The sequence below is a fragment of the Caballeronia jiangsuensis genome (assembly GCF_046030135.1).
Taxonomy (GTDB): domain Bacteria; phylum Pseudomonadota; class Gammaproteobacteria; order Burkholderiales; family Burkholderiaceae; genus Caballeronia; species Caballeronia jiangsuensis.
In genome coordinates this window covers 12,284-36,660 of the sequence record NZ_JAQQDB010000042.1, presented here as the reverse complement: position 1 = coordinate 36,660, position 24,377 = coordinate 12,284, and the positions used below count along the sequence as shown (strand labels likewise).

Genomic DNA, 24,377 nt, shown 5'->3' with positions numbered 1-24,377 from the left:
CGAGCGCTGTTGATGGCTCGTGATGACAGGCCGGCCGATTCTCGTTCGATTCGTCATGTGCCGCGCCCAACTGTCCGCGCCGTTTTCTTGACGGCCCCAACACGCGCTCCTACACTTGCCGCACTTTTTGGTGCTCGCATTCGCGGATCTCGCGGATGCAGTCAAACGGGAAACAGGGAGCGAAGTCTCCGAAGTCCGACCGGGACCAACCTGGGACGAGCCAACCTGTGCTGCCCCCGCAACGGTAAGCGACCGCAACGCAAGTTGCAAGTCGTCTCATGCGCGTTTTTGCAGCGCGAGCGTGTGGATTTTCATCACACCGGGTTCATCACCCGAATCGACTGCAAGAAACGTGTCGACGCCACTGCGCACGATGCGCGGGAAGGCGAGACGATTCATCGCCAGCCCGGATACCGGCCAGAGTTCGACGCATCGGCGCTGATCGCGCAGTGCGTTCGTCGCGCATCGTCCTCGCGGGGAGCGGGGTCGCGCTCACGCGAAACGGACACTTCACTCATGGTATTGCCACAGGCCGCCCTCAAGAACGGCCGCTCTCGTCATGGCGCGCTCGTTGCCGCGTTCATCGGATTGCCGCTCGCTGGCGCCGCACATGCCGCCGATGACGCTTCGCAAACGCTTGCTCCTGTCGTCGTCACCGCGACGCGCGCGCCGCAGCCGCTCGCCGAATCGATCCCGCAGACATCGGTGTTCGATGAACAGGATATCGCCGACGCCAACGCCGACGATGCACTCGGCCTCATCGCGCTCGCGCCCGGCGTGCAGATCACGCGCAACGGCGGACCGGGCGCGACTTCGGGGCTTTACATACGCGGCGCGGCGTCGTCGCAGTCGCTCGTTTTGATCGATGGCGTGCGCGTCGAATCGGCGTCGCTCGGCGCGGCGCAGCTATCGCAACTGATGCTCGACCAGATCGGGCGCGTCGAAGTCGTGAACGGCAATGTGTCGGCGTTGTACGGCTCGAATGCGATCGGCGGCGTCGTGCAGATCTTCACGAAGGAAGGCGAGCCGCATCCGCCGCGCTTCAACTTCGAGGCCGAATACGGCAGCTATCACACGCAGCGTCAATCGGCGGGCGTGAACGGCGCGCTCGACAACGACGGCCGCACGACCTTCAGCCTGAACGTCTCGCGCGAGAAGACCGACGGCTTTTCGTCGATCGATCCGAATATCGCGCCCGGCGCGAATCCGAACGCGAACGGCTATCTGAACGAGAGCGTCGCGGCGACGCTGCGTCACCAGTTCAGCGACAAGTGGGACGCGGGCGTGCGCTTCCTGCAATCGAACGGCATCAGCAGTTTCGACGATGCCTACGGCCTGCCGACCGATATCAACGAATCGCACGATCGCGTGCGCTCGGCGTCGGTGTTCGCGAACGGCAGGATCACCGAAAACTGGACCACGCACTTCACGATCGCGCAGGGACAGGACCGCGCGAACATCGAGCAGAACGGCGTCTATACGAACCGCTTCAATTCGGAGAATCGTCAATACACGTGGCAGAACGACTTCAAAATCAGCGACGCGCACAAGCTGCTCTTCGGTTACGAGCATCTCGATCAGACGCTCGATTCCGATCAGCTCAGCGCGCCCGATCGTCACGTGAATTCGGTGTTCGCGGGTTACGTGGGCCACATCGGCGCGAGCGATTTGCAGGCGAATCTGCGTCACGACCAGTATTCCGATTTCGGGGGCGCGAACAGCTACTATCTGGGCTACGCGTATAACTTCGATGCGCACTGGAAGGCGAGCGCGAGCTATGCGGCATCGTTTCGCGCGCCGAGCTTCGATGACCTCTACTATCCGTTCAGCGGCAATCCGTCGATTCAGCCAGAGCGCAGCCATTCGGTCGAGGCGGCGTTGCAGTACGCATCGAATGCGCTGGGCGTCGCGCGCGTGACGCTGTTCCAGACGCGCTATTCGAATCTGATCGACTATGTGTCCGACGGCGGTTTCTACTATGTCGCGCAGAACGTCGGGCGCGCGAAGGTGCAGGGCATCGAGGGATCGTGGGCGGGACATGTCGGCGCAACCGACGTGCGCGCGGGCGTCACGTTCCAGAATCCCGTCGATGAGACGAATCACGAGGATCTGACGCGGCGCGCGCGGCGTTTCGCGACGCTCACGGCGCATCGCACGATCGGGCGCTGGCGTGTCGGCGGCGAGTGGCTCGTGAGCGGACAACGCAGCGACTACGATTCGACGCTCGCGGGTTATGGCATCGTGAATCTATCGGCGCGCTACGACATCTCGAAGTCGTGGTACGTCACGGCGCGCATCGACAATCTGTTCGACAAGGACTATGAACTTGCGTACTCGTACAACACGCCACGGCGCGGCGCGTACATCACGTTGGGCTGGCATCCGTCGTGAGCCACGCGCCTGAGCGGCTTGCGCGTCCGCGCGCGATGAACGCGAGCCGCGCGGCGGCGATCTGGATCGCGCTCGGCGTCGCGACGTTCGTCGTGCTCGTGGCGTCGCTCATGACGGGCAGCGTGACGTTGCCCGTATCGCGTGCGCTCGGCGCGCTCTTTCACGCGAACGCCGCGACGCCCGATATCGCCGATGAGATCGTGCTCACGCTACGTTTGCCGCGCGCGCTCGCGGGCTTCGCAACGGGCGCGCTGCTCGCGATGGCCGGCGCGCTGCTGCAAGTGCTGTTGAAGAATCCGCTCGCGGAACCTTATGTGCTGGGCGTGTCCGGCGGCGCGGCGACGTTCGCGCTTGCCGCGATGCTCGCATCGGTGCCGTGGTGGGGCGTCGATATCGCGGCGTGCGCGGGCGCGTTCGCATCGATCGTCGTCGTGCTCGGACTCGCGCGCAAGGACCTTTGGCAAAGCGGACAGGATGCGTCGCCGAGACTCTTGCTGACGGGCGTCGTGATCGCATCGGGATGGGGCGCGCTGATCACGCTGATTCTGAGCATCGCGCCCGAGAACCGGCTGCGCGGCATGATCTTCTGGCTGACGGGCGATCTCAACGGCGCGGCGGCACCGTGGCCCGCGCTGATCGCGCTCGCTGTCGCGCTCGTCGCGATCGTCCCGGTCGCGCCGCAATTGAACGTGCTGCTGCGCGGCGATGCCACCGCGCGTGCGCTCGGCGTGCCGGTCGAACGGTTGCGCCTGCGGGTGTATCTCGTCGCATCGATCGCCGCGGCGGCTGCGGTGACGACGGCGGGGACCATCGGCTTCGTCGGGCTCGTCGTGCCGCATCTGCTGCGTCTCGCGTTCGGCAACGACCAGCGCATGCTCGTGCCCGCCGCCGCGCTCGCGGGCGGCCTCGCCGTGATGGCCGCCGATCTCGCCGCGCGCACCGTGATCGCGCCCGCGCAATTGCCCGTGGGCGTCGTGACGGCGTTGATCGGCGTGCCGATGTTTCTGTGGATGCTCCTGCGGAGACCGCGATGACCCTGCATCTCGATGCCATCGTGCTTCGCGCGGGCGCGCGCACGCTCATCGACGGTCTCACGCAGACGATCGCGGCGGGCGAAGTGTGGTGCATCGCCGGGCCGAACGGCGCGGGCAAGACGACGCTCATCAATGTGCTCGCCGGGCTCGCGAAAGCCGCATCGGGCCGCGTGTCGCTCGATGGCCGCGCGCTCGCATCGTGGCGCGCGGCGGACCTCGCACGTCGACGCGCATTGATGCCGCAAGCCGCGCACGACGCCTTCAGCGCGACCGTGCTCGACACCGTGCTGCTGAACCGCTTTCCGTATCTCACCGGCTGGGGCTGGGAGAGCGAAGACGACCGCAACGCGGCGCGCGCCGCGCTGGAAACGCTCGGCCTCGCGTCCTTCGCCGCGCGCGATGTGTTGACGCTTTCGGGCGGCGAACGCCAGCGCGTCGCACTGGCCGCCGTGCTGTGCCAGAACGCGCCGCTGCTGTTGCTCGACGAACCGCTTTCGCATCTCGACCTGCATCATCAGATCGACTGTCTGCACGCGTTGCGCGACGCCGCGGGCGAGCACAAGCGCACCGTAATCTTCTCGTGCCACGATCTGAATCTCGCGCGCCGTTTCGCGACGCACGCGCTCCTGCTCGACGGCCACGGCGGCGCGCACGCGGGCCTCGTCGCCGACGTCCTCACGCCTGAACGCGCGAGCGCGGCATTCGGCTATCCGCTCGCGCTGATCCGCGACGGCGAGCATGAAGCGCTCGTGCCTTCCATTCATCGCCCTTGAAGGAATTTCGATGTCCACGCTCAACGACATCCCGCTGCCCCGCGCACTCGACCGCGCGCTCGAAGCCGAACTGCGCCGCATCATCGACATGAAGACGAAACCGCCCGGCAGTCTCGGGCGGCTCGAATCGCTCGCGCTGCAAATGGGCCTGATCCAGCGCACGACGAAGCCGCGCATCGAACGTCCCGCGATGATCGTGTTCGCGGGCGATCACGGCATCGCGAAAGAGGGCGTGAGTTCGTTTCCGCAGGAAGTGACGGCGCAGATGGTCGCGAATTTTCTGACGGGCGGCGCGGCGATCAACGCGTTGTCGCGCTCGGTCGGCATGTCGCTGGAAGTCGTCGATGCGGGTGTCGCGACACCGATTCCGATCGATCACGGATACGAACGTCTGTCGCTCGGGCCCGGCACGCGCAACTTCGCGCAGGCGCCTGCGATGTCGCGCGAGACCGCGCTCGAAGGCATCGCGCGGGGCGCTGCGCGCGTGCGGCATCACGCGTCGCTCGGCACGAACGTGATCGGCTTCGGCGAGATGGGCATCGCGAATACGTCGGCGGCGGCGTGTCTGATGAGCCGTCTGTGCGACTTGCCGATCGACGAATGCGTCGGCCGCGGCACGGGCCTCGACGACCACGGCCTCGCGCACAAGCGCGATGTGCTCGGCCGCGCGCTCGCGCTGCATCCCGATGAAGGCGATGCGATCGACACGCTCGCGACCTTCGGCGGCTTCGAAATCGCGATGATCGCGGGCGCGTATCTCGCCGCCGCATGCGAAGGCATGACGATTCTCGTCGATGGTTTCATCGCGACATCGGCGTTGCTGGTGGCCGCGAAGATCGCGCCCGAGGTGCTCGACTACTGCGTGTTCGCGCATGCGTCGAACGAAACGGGGCATCGGCGTATGCTCGCGCATTTCGATGCCGCGCCGCTGTTGGAGCTCGATCTCCGGCTCGGTGAAGGCACGGGCGCGGCGCTCGCATTGCCGATTCTGCGCGCGGCCGTCGCGTTCATCGACGAGATGGCGAGCTTCGAGTCGGCGGGTGTGTCGAACAAAGCCGATTGATGCGACCGCTCGACGAACTGCGCTACTTCTTCACCGCGCTCGGCTATTTCACGCGCGTGCCGGTGCCGCGCTGGGTCGGCTTCGAGCGCGAATATCTGAACGCGGCGGCGCGTTACTTTCCGCTCGTCGGCGCGATGGTCGGCGGCGTTGCGGCGCTCGTCTATCTCTTGGCGCTGCGCGTGTTTCCGGCGGGGGTCGCCGTGTTGCTTTCGATGGCCGCGACGCTCGTCATGACCGGTGCGTTCCATGAAGACGGACTCGCGGATTGCGTCGATGCGTTCGGCGGCGCGTACACGCGCGAGGATGCGCTGCGCATCATGCACGACTCGCGCATCGGCGCGTTCGGCGCGATTGCGCTGGTGATCGCGATTGCAATGAAGTGGCAGGCGCTCGCTGCGTTGCCGCCGCAGCGCGTCGCGATGACGATGATCGCCGCGCACGCCGCGAGCCGCGCGTTCGCGATCAGCTATCTCGTCACGCTCGATTACGTGCGCGCTGAGGGCAAGGCCAAGCCGGTCGCGCAGCGCATGAGTCTTGCGTCGTTCGCGCTGGCGCTCGTGTTCGGCTTGCCGTGGCTCTTCGTGATCGACTGGAAGCTCGCGTGCTTCACGATCGGCGTGCTGATCGTTTTGCGCTTTTTAATCGGGCGATACTTCATGCGTCGCATCGGCGGCTATACGGGCGATTGCCTCGGCTTTGCGCAGCAAGTGTTCGAAATCACGATCTATCTCATCGGGCTCGCATGGATCTCGTCCTGATTCGACATCCGGAAGTCGCTATCGAAGCGGGCGTGTGCTATGGGCAAACCGATGTGCCCTTGCGGTGCGATGTGCGCGATCTCGCTGTCGCATTGACGGAGCGGATGAAGGCGTTGAACGTGCCCGCATGTGTCGATGGATGGCACGCGAGCCCGCTTGTGCGATGCGCATCGCTGGCGCAGGTTCTTTCCGCCGATGTGCATCTCGACGCGCGTCTTTCGGAAATGCACTTCGGCGCGTGGGAAGGCCGCGCGTGGGATTCGATCGATCGCGCGCTTATCGATGCCTGGGCCGGTGATGTCGAACATGCGCGTCCGCATGGCGGCGAAAGTTTGGCGCAGTTCGCGCAGCGCGTCGTTGCGTGGTTTGAGGCGACATGCGTCGGTCGGGGTGCTGTGCATGTTGTCGCTCATGCGGGTGTTATGCGGGTGCTTGCGGCGCATCTTCTCGGTATTTCTTATGAGAACGCGTTGCAATGGTCGATTGATTTTGGTGGGGTCGGTTGGTTCAGGTGCGTGCGCGGGGAGTGGGTTCTGGTGCGGTGGAATGCTTAGGGCTTTGCCGGATCCCGTTTTCGTGGTGGTCTATTAGCACTGCCCCTGTGCGGGGCGGCAGTCACTTTCTTTGCTGCTGCAAAGAAAGTAACCAAAGAAAGCAGCTCGTCCAAGCCCGCGGTCACACGCACGTTGGCTATGCTTGCCAGCCGGAAGTGGCACTCGCCTAAGTGTCGCCCCCAAAGGCCCAACCGGGCTTGGCTCGCGCACGGTCTGACGAGCTAGAAGTTTTAGGGCGCTGGTTCAGCACCGAATAGCTTCGGCACAGCGCTTCGCGCTGCCGTTGGGTATGCGAGGGAAACCGTCGAGGAAGAAGCGCACGCGCACCCGCACCCGATTGACCCATCGGCCGCGAAGCGGGCCGGAGCTATTTGGTGCTGAACCAGTTTCTTGTGTGGTGCGATGTGTCGGACCGTGCGCGGTCCAAGCCCTTATCTGCTTGTGGGGGCACTCGCTACAGCCGGGCCATTAGGCCAATCGCCTGTGCCGCGGCCGGTGTGAAGTGCTTAGGCTGGGGATAGCTGCTTTCTTTGGTTACTTTCTTTGCAGCAGCAAAGAAAGTGACCCCCGCCCCGGGGAGGGGCAGTGCTAATAAACCAACAACAAAACGGGATCCGGCGAAAACCCAGCTATTTCCCCCGCCGCCCGCGCGCAATTTCGAAATCGCGGCAAAGCACCGCCGCACCAATCGCGAGCCGAGGAGTCGGCCGACTGATGAGATCACCATCGATGCCAAAAAGATTCCCCCGCGCGACCGCCGTCAACGATGTCCAGCGCTTCCATCGCTCAAGCGCAGGCAACCGGCGATCCGGTTTTGTCGCGCCGGGCGTCGCGGTGACGATCGCTTCCGGATTCGCTGCGAGCACGGCTTCGGTCGATATCGTCGGCACGCGCGGCTTTTCCGCCGCGAACACGTTCACGCCGCCGCACAGTCCGATCACTTCGTCGAAGACGTTGTCGCGATTGAGCGTCATCAGCGGATCGTCCCAGACCTGATAGAACACGCTCACGGGCGGCCGCGCCGCATAGCGCGCGCGCAGTTGCGCGATATCGCGCGTGAACGCATCCGCACTCGCGCGTGCTTGCGCTTGTGTGCCGAGCAGCGCGCCCAGCTTGTCGATGCTCGCGGCGATATCGTCGAGATGTTTCGGCTCGCTGAAGTAGATCGGAATGCCGAGCGCCGTCAGCCGGTCCATCTGACGCGCCGCGTTCCCATGCCGCCACACGACGATCAGATCGGGATGCAATGCGACGATGCGTTCCAGGTCGAGCGCCTTGTTGTCGCCGACGCGCGGAATCGCCTGCGCTTCCTTCGGATAATCGCTATACGTCACTGCGCCGACGATGCGCGCGCCGCCGCCCGCCGCGAACAGCAGCTCGGTCACGTGCGGCGCGAGACTGACGACACGTTCCGCGGGCTTCGCGAGCGTGACCGGCGCGCCGCTGTCATCGGTGACGGTGATCGCATGCGCTCGCGCGACAGCGAAGCCGATCAGCAAGGCGATCACACCACGCAACATCACGCGCAAACCTCCTGCAATGCGAGCGACAGGCGCGCCCAGTCACCTTCCGCGCCCGGCAATCCGATGCGCAGGCTCGGCGTCATGCCGGGCAAATCGAAGAGGCGCGTCCAGATGCCGCGCAATGCGAGCGCGTGTTGAAGCTCCTTGGCTCCCGGCGTCGGTGTCCACGCGAAGAGCGGCGTCGCGCGCACGTCGAAGCCGTGGCCCGCGATCAACGCGGCGAGGCGTGTGCCGTCGCGTTGCAGGCGTTCGCGCGTTTCGCGCTGCCAGTCGATATCGGCGAATGCGGCCATGACCGCGTGACGTGCCGGACCGCCGACGGTCCACGCGCCGAGCGCGTCGCGCAATGCATCGACGATCGAAGGCGCGGCCAGCACGAAGCCCGCGCGGATGCCCGCAAGCCCGAAGAACTTGCCGACCGAGCGCAGCACGATCAGCCCTTCGCGCGCGGTTTCGCTCGCCAGTGACGACGCGGGATCGACATCGGCGAACGCTTCATCGACGATCAATGTGCCGCCGTGCGATGCAAGCTGCGCGTGCCAATGCAGCAGGGTTTCGCGTGAAATGTGTTCCGCCGTCGGGTTGTTCGGATTCGCGACGATGACGTGATCGAGCGTATCGGGCAAGTCGCGCCGGGTGATGTCGAGCGTCGCGATTGCGTGTCCGGCGCGCGCGAACGCCGGCGCATATTCGCCGTAAGCGAGCGGCGCGACGCCCGCCGTCGCGCGCCGCAAGAGCGCAGGCAGCGCGCGGATCGCCGCCTGCGAGCCCGCGACCGGCAACGCGAAAGGTGCGCCGTAATAGCGCGCGGCGCAATCGGCGAGGCCATCGTCGTCTTCTGGCAGACGCCGCCATGCATCGGGCGGCACGGGCGGCACCGGTAAGCCGCGCGGATTGATGCCCGTCGAGAGATCGAGCCAGTCGTCGAAAGGAATCGCGTAGCGGCGCGCGGCTTCGCGCAGATTGCCGCCGTGCCGGATCGGATGCGTCATGTCAGCCGCTCGTGGTTACGCTGATCGCGGCGAAGACCAATAGCGCCACGAGCCACATGAGCATCGCGCGCTCGACGAGCTTCAGCGCCGCGACCACATGCTTCGGGTTCGCCGTGTGACCCGCGCCGAGCGTCGGGCGCGTTTCGAGCACGCCGTGATAAATCGCCGCGCCGCCGATCAGCACGTTCAAACTGCCCGCGCCCGAGGCCATCACCGGACCGGCGTTCGGACTGTCCCACGAGCGCGCCTGCGTGCGCCAGCAGTGCCAGGCCATGTGCGTATCGCCGGCGAGCGCGTAGCTCGCAGCCGTGAGGCGCGCGGGAATGAAGTTGAGCACGTCGTCGAAGCGCGCGGCCGCCCAGCCGAAGCGCAGATAGCGCGGCGTGCGATAACCCCACATCGCGTCGAGCGTGTTGGCCAGGCGGAACATGAGCGCGCCCGGGCCGCCCGCGACCGCGAACCAGAAGATCGCGCCGAAGATCGCGTCGTTGCCGTTTTCCAGCGCGGATTCGACGGCTGCGCGCGAGAGTGCGTTCTCGTCGGCCTGCGACGTGTCGCGCGACACGATGCGCGCGGTCAGCGTGCGCGCGTGGTCGATATCGCCGAAGCTCAGCGCGCGCGCAATCGGCGCGATATGTTCGCGCAGGCTCTTCGCGCCGAGCGCGAACCACAGCAGCAGCACATGCACGAGGCACGCATAGGCGAACGGCAGCGCGCCGACGAGCAACCACGCGATACCGACCGGCGGCGCGATCAGCACGAACCACGCGACGATGCCCGCCGGCCGCGCGCGACGGCCGGTGTTCATGCGCGCTTCGAGTTGCGTCGCGAGCTTGCCGAAGCCGACGAGCGGATGCCGCGCGCGCGGCTCGCCGAAGATGCGATCGACGATCACGCCGAGCACCGCGAGCAGGGCCATCGCGTAGGCGGAGAGGAGGAGCATCGCGCTTATCCCTTGAGCGCGAGCGGCAGACCCGCGACCATCAGCGTCGCGTGCGCGCTCGCGGCGGCGACGCGCTGATTCAGGCGGCCGAGCTCATCGACGTAAAGGCGCGTGACCGAGCCGAGCGGCACGACACCCAGACCGATTTCATTGCTCACGACAATGACCTTGCCGCGCACGCTCGCAAGCGCCGCATCGAATTGCGCGAAGGCTTCGCGCGCGCTGTCGGGCAGGACGGCGATTTCTTCGCTCGCGCTCGCCGATGTGAAGAGCAGATTCGCGAGCCACAGCGTCAGGCAGTCGATCAGCACGCAATGCCCGGCGCGATCCGCTTCGCGCAATGCGCCCGCGAGATCGAGCGGCGCTTCGATCAGCGACCAGTGCGCGGGCCTGCGTTCGCGATGATGCCGCACGCGCTCGGCGAACTCCGCATCGCCCAGATGTTTGATCGGCGCGGTCGCGATATACGTGACGGGCAGCCCGCTGTCGGCGGCAAGACGTTCCGCGCGGGCGCTCTTGCCGGAGCGCGCGCCGCCGAGGATGAAAGTGAGATCGGGGGTCATCGCGATATTGTACTGACGGGCTAAGATAGCGCGTCGCTCTTCATGGGAATCCCCCGATGTCTTTCACGCCACGCGGCACGCTGATGATCCAGGGCACGACGTCCGATGCCGGCAAGAGCACGCTCGTCGCGGGGCTGTGCCGACTCGCGCGGCGCGGCGGCGTGCGGGTCGCGCCGTTCAAGCCGCAGAACATGGCGCTCAACAGCGCGGTGACCATCGACGGCGGCGAGATCGGTCGCGCGCAGGCGCTGCAGGCGGTCGCGGCGGGCGTGCCCGCGCGCATCGACTTCAATCCGGTGCTGCTCAAGCCGACGAGCGATCGCGGCGCGCAGGTCATCATCCACGGTCATGCGCACGCGAACCTTGATGCGCGCGCGTATCACGACTACAAGCGCATCGCGTTCGACGCCGTGCTCGCGTCCTACGCGCGTCTGCAAGACGAATTCGATGCGGTGATCGTCGAAGGCGCGGGCAGTCCCGCCGAGATCAATCTGCGCGACGGCGATATCGCCAACATGGGCTTCGCGGAGCGCGTCGATTGCCCGGTCGTGCTCGTCGCCGATATCGATCGCGGCGGCGTGTTCGCGCATCTCGTCGGGACGCTTGCGTGCTTGTCGGAAAGCGAGCGGGCGCGCGTTCGCGGCTTCGTCATCAACCGGTTTCGCGGGGATATCGGCTTGCTCGAACCGGGGCTCGACTGGCTCGTCGCGCAAACGGGCAAGCCGGTGTTCGGCGTGCTGCCGTATCTGCACGGCCTCACGCTCGACGCCGAAGACATGCTGCCGAGCCAGCCGCACGTGCGCCGCGATGCGGCCGCGTTGAAAGTGATCGTGCCGGCGCTGCCGCGCATCAGCAATCACACGGATTTCGATGCGCTGCGTGCGCACGCCCAGGTCGATTTCAGCTATGTGCGCGCGGGCATCGCGCCGCCCGCTGCCGATCTCATCGTGCTGCCCGGCTCGAAGAGCGTGCAACGCGATCTCGCGTGGCTGCGCGAGAACGGCTGGGATCGCGCGATCGAGCGGCATCTGCGTTATGGCGGCAAGGTGCTGGGCATTTGCGGCGGCATGCAGATGCTGGGTCGCACGATCGATGATCCGGATGGCGTCGAAGGCGCGGCGGGTTGCGTGAACGGGCTCGGATTGCTCGATCTTTGCACCGTGCTCACGCAGCGCAAGCAGTTGGAGAACGTCGCCGGACGGCTGACGATCGGCGATACGCCGGCGCCCGTGCGCGGCTACGAAATCCACATGGGCCGAACCCACGGCCCGGCGCTCGCGCGGCCGCTCGTCGCGCTGGATTCGGGCTGCTTCGACGGCGCCGTTTCCGACGACGATCAGATCGCCGCGACCTATCTGCACGGCGTGTTCGATACACCCGAAGCCTGCGCCGCGCTGCTCGCGTGGGCAGGCGTGGAGGGCGCCGAGCCGCTCGATTATCCGGCGCTGCGGGAGGCGTCGCTCGATCGGCTCGCGGATTCGTTCGCGCAATCGCTCGATCTCGACGCGCTGCGAGCCGCCTTCGCTCAATAAAGAATCATCTGCGTGCAGCGAAACATCGCGATGAGCTTGCCTTCGCCTGTGGTCACGGTCGCGTCCCACACCTGCGTGCTGCGTCCGAGATGCACGGCCGTGGCCTTCGCGACGATCTTCCCTTCGCGCGCCGTCGAAACGTGGTTGCTCTTCAGTTCGAGCGTCGTGAAGTTCTGCGCCTTCTCCGGCAGATGCGCGATGCACGCGTAGCCGCAACACGTATCCGCGAGGCCGACGACGGTCGCCGCGTGCAGAAAGCCGTTGGGCGCGAGCAGTTCCGGGCGGATCGTGAGTTCGCCGTTCAATTCGCCCTGATCGAGCGAAATCAGTTGCACGCCTAGCAGATCGGGCAAACGGCCTTTCTGGCGGTTGCGCAGGAAATCGAGCGTGACATCGGGACGGAGCTGGGTCATGGGCGGTAGGAGTCGGAAAAGATGACGAATGCCGATATTGGCGCAGAATACGGCACGGCCGTTCGGCCAGCGTGCCGGATGCATCACTTTTGCCGATAATATCAACGCTCGAATCATGCACCTGTTCTTGTAACGACGAAAATCGTGCGCGCCGGGCGGCCAAACGCCCGCGCGCTCAACAAAATCCGGGACACTTCATGACCGTGATCGTGGTGGCAAATCCGAAAGGCGGCGTGGGCAAAAGCACGCTCGCAACCAATCTGGCCGGGCATTTCGCGTCGCAAGGCGAGTGGGTCGCGCTCGCCGATCTCGACAAGCAGCGCTCGTCGCACGCATGGCTCTCGCTGCGCGTCGACACGCTGCCGAAGATCGAGGAATGGAACATCGACGTCGATTCTCCGGCGAAACCGCCCAAAGGTCTGGAGAAAGCCGTCGTCGATACCCCCGCCGGCGTACACGGCAATCGTCTCGCACTGGCGCTGGAACTGGCGGACAAGGTCATCGTGCCGCTGCAGCCGTCGATGTTCGACATCCTCGCGACGCAGGACTTTCTCGCAAAACTCGCGAAGGAAAAGGCGGTGCGCAAAGGGGCGATCGAAGTCGGCGTGGTCGGCATGCGCGTGGACGCGCGCACGCGCTCGGCGGACCAGTTGCATCGCTTCGTCGAAGGGCTCGATCTGCCGGTGCTCGGCTTTTTGCGCGATACGCAGAACTACGTCCAGCTCGCCGCGCACGGCCTCACGATCTGGGACGTGGCGAAGAGCCGCGTCGAGAAGGATCTGGAGCAGTGGGAGCCGATCCTCGAATGGGTGTCCAAAAAGTAAAAAAGCCGGCGTCCCGCAGGAAAGCGCCGGCTCGTGCGAGGGAAGTGGCGATTACGTCCAGTTCTGCGTCGGGACGTGATCGCGGCTGCCCTTGATACGGTTGTCGTCGTCGACGAACACGAGATTCGGCTTCCAGCCCGCCTTGATCTCATCCTCATCGACCTGCGCGAACGCCGCGATGATCACGAGATCGCCCAGTTGCGCGCGGCGCGCTGCCGAGCCGTTCAGCGAAATCATGCCGCTGCCGCGCTCGCCCTTGATCGCATACGTGGTCAGACGCTCGCCGTTGTTCACGTTCCAGATGTCGATCTGCTCGTTCTCCATCAGGTTCGCGGCTTCGAGCAGGTTCTCGTCGATCGCGCACGAGCCTTCGTAGTGCAACTCGCAGTGCGTGACCGTCGCGCGGTGAATCTTCGATTTGAGCATGGTGCGTTGCATGATGCTTCCTTCAGATTTCGAGATTGTCGATGAGGCGCGTCGAGCCCAGTTTCGCGGCCGCGACCACGACGAGCTCGGCGTTCGCGTCGGCGTCCGCTTCGCCCGGCGGCAGCAGGTTCGAACGCTTGCGCACGCTGATGTAATCGGGCTTCCAGCCGCGCTCGGCGAGCGCGTTCATCGCGTCGCGCTCGAGTGCGGCGATATCGCGATTGCCCGACAGCACCGCTTCGCGCACGCGCTGCAACTGCTCGGCGAGCTTGGGCGCTTCGGCGCGCTCAGCCGCCGACAGGAACCGGTTGCGCGACGACAGCGCTAGTCCGTCCTCGTCGCGCACGGTCTCGGCGGCGACGATTTCCGTGGGCAGCGCGAACTGGTGGCACATGGCGCGCACGATCATCAACTGCTGATAGTCCTTCTTGCCGAACACCGCGACGCGCGGCTGCACGCACGACATCAGCTTCATCACGACGGTGCACACGCCCGTGAAGAAGCCGGGGCGGAACTCGCCTTCGAGAATGTCGCCGAGATTGTGCGGCGGGTGCACGCGATACTCCTGCGGCTCCGGATACATGTCCCGCTCGGTCGGCGCGAACAGCACGTAGACGTTTTCTTTCTGCAGCTTGTCGATGTCGTCCTGAAGCGTGCGCGGATATTTGTCGAAGTCCTCGTTCGGGCCGAATTGCAGACGGTTCACGAAGATGCTCGCGACGACCGGATCGCCATGCTGGCGCGCGAGGCGCATCAGCGAGAGATGGCCTTCGTGGAGGTTGCCCATCGTCGGGACGAAGGCGGTTCGGTTCTGGCCGCGCAACTGGTCGCGCAGTTCATGGATGGAGCTGATGACTTTCATCGAGCGGGTGTCTCCTGGCGGGCGGCGTGATTCAGCGTCGCACCGAGGCTAGGGAATGGATAAGCGAATTCTAGGCGGGCGAGTACGCGAGTCTCACGTAGATCGGCGCGTATGGCTCGGGCTGCGTGATTTCGATCAGCGATTCGCGCGACAGCTCCAGCATCGCGATGAAGTTCACGACGACCACCGGCACACCGCGCGAAGTGTCGAACAGCTCCGTGAACTCCATGAAGCGCGCGGTCTGCAGCCGCCGCAGGATCACGCTCATGTGCTCGCGCACCGAAAGCTCCTCGCGCGAAATCTTGTGATGCTGCACGAGCTTCGCGCGCTTGATCACGTCGGCCCACGCGGCGCGCAGGTCGTTCATGTCGACATCGGGGAAGCGCTGCTCGGCGGACTGCTCGATATAGATGTCCGCGCGCAGGAAGTCGCGGCCGAGCTGCGGCAACTGGTCGATCTTCTGCGCCGCGAGTTTCATCTGCTCGTATTCCAGCAGACGGCGCACGAGTTCGGCGCGCGGGTCTTCGGCGTCCTCGCCGGTGTCGGCCTTCTTGACCGGCAGCAGCATGCGCGACTTGATCTCGATCAGCATCGCCGCCATCAGCAGATATTCCGACGCGAGCTCCAGATTCGATTCGCGGATCTGGTCGACGTAGCCCAGGTATTGCGCGGTGACATCCGCCATCGGGATGTCGAGCACGTTGAAGTTCTGCTTGCGGATGAGGTAGAGCAGCAGGTCGAGCGGGCCTTCGAACGCTTCGAGAAAGATTTCGAGCGCGTCGGGCGGAATGTAGAGGTCAGTGGGCAGCTTCCAGAGCGGCTCGCCGTAAAGATGCGCGATCGCGACGCCGTCGATGGTGTCGGGCGTCGAATCGGTCGCGGGCGTGGCGAGCGCCACCACCCGGTCTTCCCGTGCATCGTCGCGCTTGCCCTCGTGCGGCGCATGCGCGGACGATTGCGGCTCGTGGCCGGCTGCGCTCACGTTCAGAAGTTCTGGTAGTAGACGTAGGGCGTCTGGTTCACGCGCGCTTGCTGCTGCGAGCTGCGCTCGTCGAGGTCGATCGGCTGCTTGTCCCACAGAAGCGCGCGGCCGCGGCGCTGTTCTTCTTCCAGCGACGGCTTTTGCTCTTTCAACTGATTGATGAACTGGGTGATATCCGACTGATACATGATCCGGCTTCCGTTGGGGTCGAGGCGACAAGCCTCTTTTGAGGATATCGGCGCACGCGGCAACCCGCATTGCGCCTGTGATTTTGCCTTTTGGCGCAATTTTACCGCAAGCGTGCGGCGGCAACGCATATCGGCGCGCCGCTGTTTCGCGTCTTGAAAGGCGCACGCGCGTGCACGTTTTGCGGAACCCGGCAGACGCACAGCCGTCAAAAAGGCCCACGTCTCGAGCGAGATGGGCCGTCTTGCGGTGCCGGCGCACGCCGATGTGGTGAAATAGCGCCTGCGCCCGCTTGCACATCGGCTGCACGTTTTCCTTTCATTCCCACTCATCCCGATGCCGGAGGTCACGTTTGGCGGGGCGTTCGTTTGATCCGCTGCGCGCGTTGCGCGTGATGCCGCCACGCGTGCGACGCTGGCCGGCCCTGATCGTCGCGTTGATCGCGTTCGGCCTCGCCACGCCTGCATTCGCCAAGTACGAGGTCGATGTCGACGCGCCGCGCAGCGTGAAGAAGCTGCTCAAGGAAAACCTCGACATCGCCCGCTTCGCCAAGCGCGACGACGTGAGCGACGACCAGTTCCAGTTCCTCGTCACCGCGACGCCCAAGGACGTGCGCGATCTCGTCGCGACCGAAGGCTATTTCACGCCGGTCGTGCGCACGGATGTCACCACCGTCGACGACAAGCGCAACGTCAAGGTGAGCGTCGATCCCGGCCCGCGGACGATGATCGCTTCGGTGCAACTGAATTTCACCGGCGCGGTGACGACCGAAGACCGCGCGCAGGAAAACGCGGCGCGTTTCGCCTTTTCGGTCAGCGAAGGCGATCCGTTCACGCAAGGCGGCTGGGACGACGCGAAGAACGCCGCGCTGCGGGCGCTGCAATCGAAGCGCTATCTCGGCGCGAAGATCGTGCGCTCGCAGGCGCGCATCAATCCGCGCGCGCATCTCGCCGATCTCTCCGTGACCTTCGACAGCGGTCCGACCTTCACGCTCGGCAAGCTCGACGTGAGCGGGCCGAAGCGCTATCCCGCATGGATCGTCGATCACGTGAATCCGATCCAGGACGGCGAGATCTACGACGTCGCGCGCATCAACGAGCTGCAGCGGCAGATCCAGAACACGCCGTACTACGCGAGCGTGGCGATCGACGTGGACAACGACGTCAGCAAGCCGGTCGAAACGCCGCTGCATGTGAAGGTGAGCGAGTATCCGTACAACAGCATCCGCTACGGCGTGGGTTACGCGACGGACACCGGTTTTCACATCCAGGGCGCATACAGCTATCTCGATACCTTCGGCAAGGCGTATCCGTTCACGATTTCCGGCCGGCTCGACCAGACGCAGCAGTACGGCCGCGTGCAACTGGCGATGCCGCCGGATTCGCACGGCTGGGTGAACGCGGTATTCGGCTCCTACACGATCACCGATGTGTCCGACACGAACATCTACAGCGCGCGCGTCGGCGTGCAGCGCTCGCGCTCGCGTCAGAACATCGACACGACGTTTTCGCTGACCTTCTACGACGATCGCCTGACGCAAAACGAGCCGAATCCATCGACGGCGCGCGCGCTCGTGCCCGCATGGAGCTGGGTGCGCCGCGACGTCGACGATCCGCTGTTTCCGCGCCGCGGCAACATCATCCGCGCGGAGGCGGGATTCGCCGTCAAGGGCGTGATGACCGATCAGACGTTCGCGCGCCTCTACACCAACGCGCTGCAATATGTGCCGCTCGGCAAGAACGATTTGCTCGTGTTTCGCGCGGAGTTCGGCGGCGTGTTCACGAGCGGGCCGTCGAGCGGCGTGCCCGCGTCGCTGCTGTTTCGCGCGGGTGGCGCGAACTCGGTGCGCGGTTACAGCTATCTGGGTATCGGCAACAACGTCGCGGGCTCGGTCTTGCCGACCAAGTACATGGTGACGGGCAGCAGCGAATATCAACACTGGTTCACGCACGACTGGGGCGGCGCGGTGTTCTTCGACATCGGCACCGCGACCGACACCTGGAGCGAGCGCGTGTTCCAGCCGGGCGTGGGCGTCGGTGCGCGCTGGCGCAGTCCGGTCGGCCCGGTGAACGTCGACCTGGCGTATGGATTCAAGAACAAGAGCATCAAGCCGTATCTGACGCTCGGCATCGCGTTCTGATGCGCGTGCGAACGATGAAGGAAAGCGAACCGGCATGACGGACCCGACGAAGCAAGCGGACGCCGAAGCCCCGCCGCCCGGCAACGAAGGCAGCGGCGACGACGGCGGCGCGAAGAAGACGCCGCCGCGCAAGAGCGGCTGGCGGCGGCTTGCGCGCTGGATCGGCGCGCTCGTGCTCGTCGTCGTGCTGATCGCCGCGCTCGCGGTCGGCGGCGTGTTCTACGTGCTGACGACCGAACGCGGCACGCGCTACGCGTGGGACGCGGCGACCTCGCTGCTCAAGGGACAACTGACCGGCAAGCTCGACGGCGGCGCGATCGCGACCGGCATGCAACTGCGCGACGTGCACTGGAAGGACGGCAAGGGCACGGACATCGCGGTCGACAGTGTGTCGGGCCGCTGGGCGCTCACGCGCGAGCCGCTGCGCTTCACGATCGACTATCTGCACATCGGGACGGTCGATGCCCGCATCGCGCCGTCGAACGAACCGAGCAAGAAGACGGAACTGCCGAAGGACCTGCGCATTCCGATTCAACTGGCGATCAACGATCTCTCCGTCGAAAAGCTGCGCCTGCATCAGGGCACGACCACCACCGAATTCTCGCGGCTGCTTTTCAACGGCCGCAGCGACGGTCAGCATCACCAGGCGACGGTTCAGCGCCTCGACACGCCGTTCGGCTCGGTGACGGCGTCGCTGAAACTCGATGGCGGCGCGCGTCCGTTTCCGCTCTCCGGCGACGCGGGTTATGCCGGCAAGGTCAACGGCGAAACGGTGAACGTGAGCGCGCGGCTTTCCGGCGCGCTGGAAGACCTGATCGCCGACGTCGACGCGAGCGGCATGAAGCTCAACGGACGCGCGCACGTCGAAGCGTTGCCCTTCGCCGACGTGCCGCTCAAATCCGCGCTCGTCACTTTCGATCACGTGAATCCGCAGACATTCAGCCCTGGCGCGCCCGAGGCCGATCTGGCCGTGCGTGCCGAGGTGAAGCCGGTCGAAGGCACGGACCCGAAGGCGTTCGTCGTGAGCGGGCCGGTGTCGATCGTCAACGCGAAGCCCGGTTCCATCGACAAGAAGCTGCTGCCGCTCATCGACGCGCGGGCGAACGTGCGGCTCGACGCGTCCGAGCAAAGCATCACCGACCTCAACGTGCGGCTCTTGAAGAACGCGACCGTGACGGGCGGCGGCGCGCTCGCGGGCGGCAAGGGCAAGTTCGACCTGAAGCTCGCGAAGCTCGACCTGAACGCGATCGAACCGACGTTGCGCCCGACGGATTTCGCCGGGCCGGTCGGCATCGTGCTCGCGGGCGACACGCAGACGATCACCGCCGATCTCAACGATCCGAAAGCGGCGATCCGCGCGCAGGCCAAGGTGAAGCTCGATCCGAAGCAAACCACGCTCGACGACGTGAAGCTCACGGTCGGCAAGGGTCGCGTCGAACTCAACGGCGCGCTCAAGAAGGACGCCAATTCGAGCTACGACCTGAAGGCGAAAATCGTCGACTTCAATCCGCTGCTGTTGCAACAGCAGTTGATCGCGCAGAAGCCCGCGCCCGCGAAGAAAGGCGCGCCGAAGAAGCCTGCCGCGCCGGCGCGCGTGATCGAAGCCCGCGTGAACGGCACGCTGGCCGCATCGGGCCAGCTCGCGCCCACGCTCACGACAAAGGCCACGTTCAAGCTCAACGACAGCATGTACGACAACTTGCCGATGACGGGCGAGGGCACGGTGCAGGTCGCGGGCACGCGGCTGTTGCCGAGCAAGGCGTCGCTGTCGGTGGCGGGCAACAACGTCGATCTGAACGGCAGCTTCGGCGCGCCCGGCCACCGCCTGCGCTTCAAGGTCGATGCGCCCGCGCTCGAACGGCTCGGCTTCGGCATCACGGGCACGGCCAAGGCGGATGGCGATGTGACCGGCTCGATCGCGCATCCGAATATCGCGGCGAACTATCAGGCCGATGGCGTCGTGTTCGGCGCGAACCGCGTCGGCCATGCGGAAGGCCGCGCGGATATCCGCGACGGCGCGAACGGCGCGCTCGTCTTCACGCTGAAGGCACGCGACGCGAGCACGGAGGACGTCGAAATCGCCAACCTCGACGCGAATCTGAACGGCACGCGCGCGCATCACACGCTCGACGTCACCGCGACCGGCAAGGTGCGCGGCCAGCCGGTGAACCTTGCGCTCGGCGCGGCGGGCAAGTTCACCGACGCGCCCGACGGCCCGCACTGGGACGGCTCGATCACGAAGCTGTCGAACAAGGGCACGCCGTCGCTGAATCTCGAATCGCCGCTGACGGTGAGTTATGGCCCGAAGCGGCTCGTGCTCGGCGCGACGCGCCTCGTCGCGGAAGGCGCGGTGCTGAATCTGAAGTCGTTCGCGATGGAAAACGGCCGTCTGCAATCGGCGGGCACGCTCACGAATCTCTCCGTGCCGCATCTGCTCGAAGTACGCCAGGAACTGACGGGCGCGGAGCCGCCGATCCGCACCGACCTCGTCTTCGACGGCGACTGGAACTTCTCGCTCGGCGCGACCGCGACGGGCTACGCGCAGATCAAGCGGCGCGGCGGCGACGTGACGATCGACGGCACGCGCGGCCTCTCCGCGCTCGGCATTTCGGATATCGCCGCGCGCGTGGACTTCACCGGCGGCAATCGCCTGAACGCGTCGCTGCATGCGCAGGCGAGCCGTATCGGCGTGATCGACGCGAACGTGCACACGACGCTCGTCGATCGCGACGGCATGCTCGCCCTCGACGACAACGCGCCGCTCACCGGCGGCATCGACGCGAATGTTCCCGAACTGCGCACGACGGGCGGGATGCTCGGCGCGAACTATCTGCTGGGCGGAAAGATCGCGCTCAAGCTCGTGATCGCGGGGATCGTCGCGAAGCCGAATCTGTCGGGCTCGCTCACCGGCGACAACCTCTCCGCGACGGTCGTCGATCAGGGCGTGCAACTGAAGGACGGCATCATTCGGATCGCGCTGTCCGAGAATCTCGTCGATCTTCAGAAGGTGGAGTTCCACGGCGCGAGCGGCACGCTGCGCGCGACCGGCAAGGTGCGGCTCGACCAGCAGCAGCCCGATCTGACCGCGAGCATCATCGCGGACAAGCTGGAGCTGTTCGCGTCGCCGGATCGCGAGCTGATGCTGTCGGGCAGCGCGACCATCGCCAACGCGGGGCTGCAGGGCGGCATGGCGATCGACGGCAAGTTCACCGTCGATCACGCGCTCATCGATCTGCCGGAATCCTCCGCGCCCTCGCTCGGCGACGATGTCGTGATCGAGCGCCCCGACGGCACGATCAAGGGCGGCAATCAGCCGATCACGGCGGCGACAGAGAAGCCGGTCGGGCCGTTCACGCCGCGCGCTAATATCGCGATCAATCTCGGCGATCGCTTCCGCTTCAAGGGCGCGGGCGCGGACCTCGGGCTCGCCGGCACCATCACGGCGATGAGCGCGCCGAACATGCCGCTGCGCGCCGTCGGCAACGTGCGCGTGACGACGCCGGGCTCGTCGTACTCGGCCTTCGGGCGCAAGCTGAACATCGAGAACGGCTACTTCACGTTCAACGGGCCGGTGGCGAATCCGGGCATCAATATTCTCGCGATGCGGCGCAATCAGGAAGTCGAAGCGGGCGTTCAGGTGACGGGCACCGTGCAGGCGCCGGTCGCCAAGCTGATCTCCGAGCCGAGCGTGCCCGACAACGAAAAGCTCTCGTGGCTCCTGTTCGGGCACGGCACGGATCAGGGCAACAACGTCGGCCAGCAGAGCGCGATGACGAGCGCGCTTGCGCTGCTCGGCAGCAAGGGCGGCGCGAAGATCGCACAGACGGTCGGGCTGGACGAGTTCACTGTCGGTTCGAGCGAAGTGGGTCTGACCGATCCGCAAGTCGTGTTGCTGTCGAAGGCGATCAACGAGCGGCTCGTGATCGGCTATGAGCAGGGGCTGCAATCGGCGGGCAACGCGGTGAAGGCGACGCTGAACCTGTCGCGGTTCTGGGCCGTGACGGCGTATGGCGGGACCTATCAGGGCGTCGATCTGTCCTATACGCGGCGTTTCAATTCGTGGGCGCGACTGTGGGCGTCGTCTTCGTCGGCTGCGCGGGCGTCCGCGGCGGATTCCGCGTCGGGGGCGTCGGGCGCGTCGGCGGCGGATCCTTCCACGCCGGATCCGGACTGAGCTCACGCGCACTTCAACGAAAAAGGGCACGCGAATCGCGTGCCCTTTTTCAGTTCTTCGAACCGTCTTACTTCACCCGCATGCCCGGTTTCGCGCCGCTATGCGGCTCGAGAATGTAAAGCCCCGGTTCGGCCTTCTCGTCCGTCGCCGAAGCCGCCAGCACCATGCCTTCCGACAGCCCGAACTTCATCTTGCGGGGCGCGAGGTTCACGACCATCACGGTGAGCTTGCCGATCAGATCCTGCGGCTGATAGGCCGACTTGATGCCCGAGAACACGTTGCGCGTCTTGTCCTCGCCGACATCGAGCGTCAGTTGCAGCAGCTTGTCGGAGCCTTCGACCGCCTTGCAATCGACGATCTTCGCGATGCGCAGATCGACCTTCGCGAAATCGTCGATGGAGACGACGCCCGGTTCTTCCTGCTTTTTCGCGACGGTCTTGGCCGGAGCGGCCGCGGCCGTTTCGGCGGCCGGCGCGAGCGATTCGCGATTCGCGGCCAGCAAAGCCTCGATCTGTTTCGGATCGACGCGCGTCGTCAGATGCTTGTACGCGTTGATCGCATTGGCCGACGACAGCGGCTTCGCGGCATCGGCCCAGACGAGCGGCGCGATGCCGAGGAACGCTTCGACCGATTCCGCCAGCTTCGGCAGCACAGGCTTCAGCGCGAGCGACAGCAGACGGAACGCTTCGAGGCTCACGCTGCACGTCTCATGCAGCGCGACGGCATTCGCCGGGTCCTTCGCCTGATCCCACGGCTTCGAGGTGTCGACGTAAGCGTTGACGGCGTCGGCGAGTTCCATCGTCGTGCGCAACGCGCGGCCATATTCGCGCGATTCGTAGAAGCCTGCGATCTGCGGAATCGCCGAGCGCAATTGCGTGACGAGCGGGTGATGCATCGCGCTGTCCTGCACGCGGCCGTCGAAACGCTTGATGAGAAAACCCGCCGCGCGGCTCGCGATGTTCACGTATTTGCCGACGAGATCGCTGTTCACGCGCGCCTGGAAGTCTTCGAGGTTCAGGTCGATGTCTTCCATCGTGCTATTGAGCTTCGCCGCGAAGTAGTAGCGCAGCCACTCGGGGTTGAGGCCCGTGTCGATCACGCTCTGCGCGGTGATGAAGGTGCCGCGCGACTTCGACATCTTCGCGCCGTCGACGGTCAGAAAGCCGTGCGCGAACACGTTGGTCGGCGTGCGATGGCCGGAGAATTCGAGCATCGCCGGCCAGAACAGCGTGTGGAAATACAGAATGTCCTTGCCGATGAAATGGTACTGCTCGGCCTTCGCGCCGGGCTTCACCCACTCGTCGAAATTCACGCCGATACGGTCCGCGAGATTCTTGAAGCTCGCGTAATAGCCGACGGGCGCATCGACCCAGACGTAGAAGTACTTGCCCGGCGCGCCCGGAATCTCGAAGCCGAAGTAGGGCGAGTCGCGCGAGATGTCCCAGTCGGCGAGCTTGGCTTCGCCCTTGTCGCCGAGCCATTCGCGCATCTTGTTGGTGGCTTCGGGCTGCGCGAGGCCGCTCACCCAGCCGCGCAGGAAATTCTCGCAGCGCGGATCGGAGAGCTTGAAGAAGTAGTGCGTCGACGTCTTGCGGATGGGCGTCGCGCCCGACACGACCGAATACGGGTTGATGAGCTCGGTCGGCTGATAGGTCGAGCCGCAGACTTCGCAGTTGTCGCCGTATTGATCTTTCGCGCCGCACTTCGGACACTGGCCCTTGATGAAGCGGTCCGGCAGGAACATTTCCTTGACCGGATCGTACGCCTGCTCGATGTCGCGCGCCTCGATCAGCCCCGCTTGCTGAAGCGAGCCGTAGATCGTGTTGCAGAGGGCGCGGTTTTCCTCGGCATCGGTCGAGTAGTAGTTGTCGAACGAGATGCCGAAGCTGTCGAAGTCACGCTTGTGCTCTTTCCACACGCGCTCGATCAGCGCTTTCGGCGTGATGCCTTCCTTTTCGGCGCGCAGCATGATCGGCGTGCCGTGGGTGTCGTCGGCGCCGACGTAGTAGACCTCATGGCCATGCATTCGCAGCGACCGAACCCAGATATCCGTCTGAATATACTCGACCATGTGGCCGATATGAATCTGACCGTTCGCGTACGGCAACGCGGACGTGACGAGGATCTGGCGGCGGCCGCTTTCATTGACGGAGGCGGCAGGCGCGGCGGTGGCAGTGGCTGAAATCGGTGCTGACATAAAGGCGCGGCCCGTGTGGGAGTGCTGGGGGTTGGGGAAAAAGCGGA

20 protein-coding genes and 1 riboswitch are annotated in these 24,377 nt (G+C 65.4%); of the genes, 10 read left to right on the top strand and 10 right to left on the bottom strand.

Features of this window, described 5'->3' with window-relative positions; translation table 11 throughout:
• Nucleotides 1-109: 109 nt before the first annotated feature.
• Nucleotides 110-436: riboswitch (cobalamin riboswitch) on the top strand.
• A gap of 80 nt (nt 437-516) precedes the next feature.
• From PQR08_RS31475 to cobC, 6 genes are read left to right on the top strand one after another with little or no spacing between them, the layout of a single operon-like run.
• Complete coding sequence (locus tag PQR08_RS31475; RefSeq protein ID WP_408163549.1) at nt 517-2,391, top strand: TonB-dependent receptor domain-containing protein; 1,875 nt, start codon at nt 517-519, stop codon at nt 2,389-2,391.
• Between the two features lie 35 nt (nt 2,392-2,426).
• Nucleotides 2,427-3,425, top strand: coding sequence for a FecCD family ABC transporter permease (locus PQR08_RS31470; protein ID WP_408163582.1), 999 nt, complete (start codon nt 2,427-2,429; stop codon nt 3,423-3,425).
• On the top strand, nt 3,422-4,198 hold the full coding sequence (locus PQR08_RS31465; RefSeq protein WP_187607281.1) for an ABC transporter ATP-binding protein: 777 nt from the start codon (nt 3,422-3,424) through the stop codon (nt 4,196-4,198). Before PQR08_RS31470 ends, PQR08_RS31465 begins: the two co-directional genes overlap by 4 nt.
• A 10-nt stretch (nt 4,199-4,208) precedes the next feature.
• Nucleotides 4,209-5,261 (top strand): nicotinate-nucleotide--dimethylbenzimidazole phosphoribosyltransferase, encoded by a 1,053-nt coding sequence (gene cobT / locus PQR08_RS31460; protein WP_408163547.1) that lies wholly within the window; start codon nt 4,209-4,211, stop codon nt 5,259-5,261.
• On the top strand, nt 5,261-6,019 hold the full coding sequence (locus PQR08_RS31455; protein WP_408163545.1) for an adenosylcobinamide-GDP ribazoletransferase: 759 nt from the start codon (nt 5,261-5,263) through the stop codon (nt 6,017-6,019). Before cobT ends, PQR08_RS31455 begins: the two co-directional genes overlap by 1 nt.
• The gene (cobC, locus tag PQR08_RS31450) at nt 6,004-6,573 is read left to right on the top strand and encodes an alpha-ribazole phosphatase family protein (RefSeq protein WP_408163544.1); all 570 of its coding nucleotides are present in this window, start codon (nt 6,004-6,006) and stop codon (nt 6,571-6,573) included. The genes PQR08_RS31455 and cobC overlap by 16 nt, the downstream gene beginning before the upstream one ends.
• 629 nt (nt 6,574-7,202) lie before the next feature.
• Here the strand turns inward: cobC and PQR08_RS31445 are convergent.
• From PQR08_RS31445 to cobU, 4 genes are read right to left on the bottom strand one after another with little or no spacing between them, the layout of a single operon-like run.
• Nucleotides 7,203-8,093 (bottom strand): cobalamin-binding protein, encoded by an 891-nt coding sequence (locus tag PQR08_RS31445; protein ID WP_408163580.1) that lies wholly within the window; start codon nt 8,091-8,093, stop codon nt 7,203-7,205.
• Nucleotides 8,093-9,088 (bottom strand): threonine-phosphate decarboxylase CobD, encoded by a 996-nt coding sequence (gene cobD / locus PQR08_RS31440; protein ID WP_408163542.1) that lies wholly within the window; start codon nt 9,086-9,088, stop codon nt 8,093-8,095. Before cobD ends, PQR08_RS31445 begins: the two co-directional genes overlap by 1 nt.
• Before the next feature lies 1 nt (nt 9,089).
• A complete protein-coding gene (gene cbiB, locus PQR08_RS31435) occupies nt 9,090-10,031 on the bottom strand; it encodes an adenosylcobinamide-phosphate synthase CbiB (RefSeq protein ID WP_408163540.1) in 942 nt (313 codons plus the stop codon).
• Between the two features lie 5 nt (nt 10,032-10,036).
• Nucleotides 10,037-10,594 carry a bifunctional adenosylcobinamide kinase/adenosylcobinamide-phosphate guanylyltransferase gene (gene cobU, locus PQR08_RS31430; RefSeq protein ID WP_187607274.1) on the bottom strand — a complete coding sequence of 186 codons (558 nt, stop codon included), beginning with the start codon at nt 10,592-10,594 and terminating at the stop codon, nt 10,037-10,039.
• Nucleotides 10,595-10,650: 56 nt separating this feature from the next.
• Between cobU and PQR08_RS31425 the strand changes: the two genes are divergently transcribed.
• Nucleotides 10,651-12,126, top strand: a complete 1,476-nt coding sequence (locus PQR08_RS31425; protein ID WP_408163538.1) for a cobyric acid synthase — start codon at nt 10,651-10,653, stop codon at nt 12,124-12,126.
• On the opposite strand, the gene PQR08_RS31420 is transcribed toward PQR08_RS31425, so the two are convergent.
• Complete coding sequence (locus PQR08_RS31420) at nt 12,120-12,539, bottom strand: PaaI family thioesterase (protein WP_187607272.1); 420 nt, start codon at nt 12,537-12,539, stop codon at nt 12,120-12,122. The two genes, PQR08_RS31425 and PQR08_RS31420, sit on opposite strands and share 7 nt — an antisense overlap.
• A gap of 197 nt (nt 12,540-12,736) precedes the next feature.
• Here PQR08_RS31420 and PQR08_RS31415 point away from each other — a divergent pair, with 197 nt between their 5' ends.
• Nucleotides 12,737-13,363, top strand: a complete 627-nt coding sequence (locus PQR08_RS31415) for a nucleotide-binding protein (RefSeq protein ID WP_408163536.1) — start codon at nt 12,737-12,739, stop codon at nt 13,361-13,363.
• Nucleotides 13,364-13,414: 51 nt separating this feature from the next.
• Here PQR08_RS31415 and panD read toward each other — a convergent pair whose 3' ends face one another.
• The 4 genes from panD to PQR08_RS31395 all read right to left on the bottom strand — a co-directional run bounded on the left by panD (nt 13,415) and on the right by PQR08_RS31395 (nt 15,824).
• The gene (panD, locus tag PQR08_RS31410) at nt 13,415-13,801 is read right to left on the bottom strand and encodes an aspartate 1-decarboxylase (RefSeq protein WP_408163535.1); all 387 of its coding nucleotides are present in this window, start codon (nt 13,799-13,801) and stop codon (nt 13,415-13,417) included.
• Between the two features lie 10 nt (nt 13,802-13,811).
• Nucleotides 13,812-14,651: a pantoate--beta-alanine ligase gene (panC, locus tag PQR08_RS31405; RefSeq protein ID WP_238209992.1), complete on the bottom strand. Its 840-nt coding sequence runs from the start codon at nt 14,649-14,651 to the stop codon at nt 13,812-13,814.
• A 70-nt stretch (nt 14,652-14,721) separates the two neighbouring features.
• Entirely contained in the window at nt 14,722-15,549 is an 828-nt protein-coding gene (locus tag PQR08_RS31400) for a segregation and condensation protein A (RefSeq protein ID WP_035508347.1), read from the bottom strand.
• Nucleotides 15,550-15,635: 86 nt separating this feature from the next.
• The gene (locus PQR08_RS31395; RefSeq protein ID WP_187607389.1) at nt 15,636-15,824 is read right to left on the bottom strand and encodes a DUF3460 family protein; all 189 of its coding nucleotides are present in this window, start codon (nt 15,822-15,824) and stop codon (nt 15,636-15,638) included.
• Between the two features lie 389 nt (nt 15,825-16,213).
• Between PQR08_RS31395 and PQR08_RS31390 the strand changes: the two genes are divergently transcribed.
• Nucleotides 16,214-17,959 carry an autotransporter assembly complex protein TamA gene (locus PQR08_RS31390; RefSeq protein ID WP_375336539.1) on the top strand — a complete coding sequence of 582 codons (1,746 nt, stop codon included), beginning with the start codon at nt 16,214-16,216 and terminating at the stop codon, nt 17,957-17,959.
• A 34-nt stretch (nt 17,960-17,993) separates the two neighbouring features.
• Complete coding sequence (locus PQR08_RS31385; RefSeq protein ID WP_408163532.1) at nt 17,994-22,133, top strand: translocation/assembly module TamB domain-containing protein; 4,140 nt, start codon at nt 17,994-17,996, stop codon at nt 22,131-22,133.
• Nucleotides 22,134-22,200: 67 nt separating this feature from the next.
• Here PQR08_RS31385 and metG read toward each other — a convergent pair whose 3' ends face one another.
• Nucleotides 22,201-24,330, bottom strand: coding sequence for a methionine--tRNA ligase (metG, locus tag PQR08_RS31380; RefSeq protein ID WP_408163530.1), 2,130 nt, complete (start codon nt 24,328-24,330; stop codon nt 22,201-22,203).
• Nucleotides 24,331-24,377: the final 47 nt, after the last annotated feature.

Coding starts and splice junctions, on each gene's coding strand:
- metG (WP_408163530.1), bottom strand. CDS start 24,330: ATGTCAGCACCGATTTCAGCCACTGCCACCGCCGCGCCTGCCGCCTCC.
- cobU (WP_187607274.1), bottom strand. CDS start 10,594: ATGACCCCCGATCTCACTTTCATCCTCGGCGGCGCGCGCTCCGGCAAG.
- cobT (WP_408163547.1), top strand. CDS start 4,209: ATGTCCACGCTCAACGACATCCCGCTGCCCCGCGCACTCGACCGCGCG.
- PQR08_RS31475 (WP_408163549.1), top strand. CDS start 517: ATGGTATTGCCACAGGCCGCCCTCAAGAACGGCCGCTCTCGTCATGGC.
- cobC (WP_408163544.1), top strand. CDS start 6,004: ATGGATCTCGTCCTGATTCGACATCCGGAAGTCGCTATCGAAGCGGGC.
- PQR08_RS31425 (WP_408163538.1), top strand. CDS start 10,651: ATGTCTTTCACGCCACGCGGCACGCTGATGATCCAGGGCACGACGTCC.
- PQR08_RS31415 (WP_408163536.1), top strand. CDS start 12,737: ATGACCGTGATCGTGGTGGCAAATCCGAAAGGCGGCGTGGGCAAAAGC.
- PQR08_RS31420 (WP_187607272.1), bottom strand. CDS start 12,539: ATGACCCAGCTCCGTCCCGATGTCACGCTCGATTTCCTGCGCAACCGC.
- cbiB (WP_408163540.1), bottom strand. CDS start 10,031: ATGCTCCTCCTCTCCGCCTACGCGATGGCCCTGCTCGCGGTGCTCGGC.
- PQR08_RS31390 (WP_375336539.1), top strand. CDS start 16,214: ATGCCGCCACGCGTGCGACGCTGGCCGGCCCTGATCGTCGCGTTGATC.
- cobD (WP_408163542.1), bottom strand. CDS start 9,088: ATGACGCATCCGATCCGGCACGGCGGCAATCTGCGCGAAGCCGCGCGC.
- panD (WP_408163535.1), bottom strand. CDS start 13,801: ATGCAACGCACCATGCTCAAATCGAAGATTCACCGCGCGACGGTCACG.
- PQR08_RS31470 (WP_408163582.1), top strand. CDS start 2,427: ATGAACGCGAGCCGCGCGGCGGCGATCTGGATCGCGCTCGGCGTCGCG.
- PQR08_RS31385 (WP_408163532.1), top strand. CDS start 17,994: ATGACGGACCCGACGAAGCAAGCGGACGCCGAAGCCCCGCCGCCCGGC.
- PQR08_RS31465 (WP_187607281.1), top strand. CDS start 3,422: ATGACCCTGCATCTCGATGCCATCGTGCTTCGCGCGGGCGCGCGCACG.
- panC (WP_238209992.1), bottom strand. CDS start 14,651: ATGAAAGTCATCAGCTCCATCCATGAACTGCGCGACCAGTTGCGCGGC.
- PQR08_RS31455 (WP_408163545.1), top strand. CDS start 5,261: ATGCGACCGCTCGACGAACTGCGCTACTTCTTCACCGCGCTCGGCTAT.
- PQR08_RS31445 (WP_408163580.1), bottom strand. CDS start 8,093: ATGTTGCGTGGTGTGATCGCCTTGCTGATCGGCTTCGCTGTCGCGCGA.